The organism is Marinimicrobium hydrolyticum (assembly GCF_030848505.1).
Lineage (GTDB): Bacteria > Pseudomonadota > Gammaproteobacteria > Pseudomonadales > Cellvibrionaceae > JAVDDU01.
Genome location: NZ_JAVDDU010000021.1, coordinates 1 through 1,730 on the forward strand (window position 1 = coordinate 1; position 1,730 = coordinate 1,730).

The 1,730-nt window shown below is 49.2% G+C and carries 2 protein-coding genes; both read left to right on the forward strand.

What is annotated here, in order from left to right:
* Nucleotides 1-508: 508 nt before the first annotated feature.
* Complete coding sequence (locus tag RBH33_RS17610; RefSeq protein WP_306733535.1) at nucleotides 509-961, forward strand: hypothetical protein; 453 nt, start codon at nucleotides 509-511, stop codon at nucleotides 959-961.
* A gap of 259 nt (nucleotides 962-1,220) precedes the next feature.
* Complete coding sequence (locus RBH33_RS17615; RefSeq protein WP_306733536.1) at nucleotides 1,221-1,406, forward strand: hypothetical protein; 186 nt, start codon at nucleotides 1,221-1,223, stop codon at nucleotides 1,404-1,406.
* Nucleotides 1,407-1,730 lie beyond the last annotated feature (324 nt).

The following is a 1,730-nucleotide window of genomic DNA, read 5'->3' on the forward strand; positions in this document are numbered from 1 at the left end:
CTCGCAAGCTCGCGCCTCTGTACGCGACGTTATGCATGAATGCGAGGTGTAGATGTTCCGCCGTCTAGCAGGGATTTTAGCTATTGCAGCTGTCTCATTCGGTTGCTCAAGTGGACTTACCTCAAGAGAGCTTGGCTACAGACTACTTTTCGAAGACGTAAATGAGCCGCACTATGAGGCAGTGAATTCTGCTATAGAGGCAAGGTTCACCGTAGGCTCCTCCGTCGCGCACTTAGAGCAGTTCGTGTACTCCCTCAACGGTGGTGGTTGTGGCTTATATAACGAAGAAAAGCTCACTTTTTGCGAGATTCTTATAGATTGCGAATATGCATTCACCATAAGATTCGAGTCAGAAGACGGTGTAATAACTCAAATTGAATCCACTGGAGGCCTAGTGATATGCGACTAACAGAGCTAAAAATGCATAACAAGGCCAGTCACAGCGACGGCTTTTTCGTTGCGGCTTCGCCTTCACTACAAAGCCGCGCGTGCTGGCGGCGTTATGCCTATGAAGACTGAGACTTATCGGATAGCGGCTGGAATGCTCATCTGCCCATGGATATTGGCAGCTGCGTGGTCAGTGCCTTACCTGGAGCACTCGGCATTTGTGAAGTGGCTTATTATCAATACAGTACTAGCGTTTATCGTCTTTTTCTTCACGGCCGCCATTTCCCATGTGATTCTAAGGGTTCTTTTTGCCGCGAAGTGGTGGCAGTATCCGGCCGTAATGTTTGCTGTGTGCCTATTGCTATATTTTGGATTGTCAACTTTGAGTGCCAGCGGCTACACCGAGCTCTACCATTCACAGACACAAGTTGTGGAGGGTGGCAGTATCACCAGTGCCGGGTATGCCTTAAACTTCAAAAACGCTGTACTAGGTGCATTGCTTTCTGCTGCGGTCTTCTTTTTGTTCTGGGTAATTTCCGTATGGACACCACGCAGCGGAGCTAAAAATGCATAACCAAGTGCGCCAATTCGCTACGGCCTTCGGCCTTCGCCGGACTCGCTCCTGCGTCGCTCGCCGTTGTGCACGGCGTTAAATGTAAAGCCGGAGTAAGAGATGATTTCATGGATGTTTATTATAATAGGTCTGGTTGTATCATGGCACTTTACAGACTTAGAGGCTGTCTCAGCTCTTCAAAGCACAATATTTCCGGTTTTATTTGGCGTCTTCCTAATCGCTCTATTGGTCAAATTGGTTTTTCTCCTAGGGCCATCTAGTGGCGGCGGTGCCCACGGCGGAGGTGGTGGTTTTATTGGTGGCGGCGATGGGGGCGGCGGCTCTGGAGGTGATGGTGGTAGCTGTTAAAGCTCGCTTCCAGAGTGAGGCAAAAACATTTAACAAGCGCATGTTGTCGGACTGGTTTTCCGCTGCGCCCCAAACCAGCCGCAAATGCGGTCGTTAAATGCCTATGAATTACGAGTCTGGTGAAAAAGTACAGCTGGGGGATATTGTCAGATTAGATTCTGGTCCAGAGCAGCATGTTTCGGCGCAAGTCGTGATGCTCGGGAACAATTACTCTCATTTAGATGTTAACCCCGATTTTTTGGAATGGGTTACTTCGGAGAAAGTGCTGAATATCGCCGACGTGCTTGTTGAAATCGAATCCAAGGCGGAAAGTTACATGTTCACTACGTTATGTTGTGTGCAGTTAATCCGAAGGTCGGGCGCATGAGAAGTAGGCACTTAACAATTTGCTCAAGTTCGCTCCGGGCCTTCGGCCCTCCGC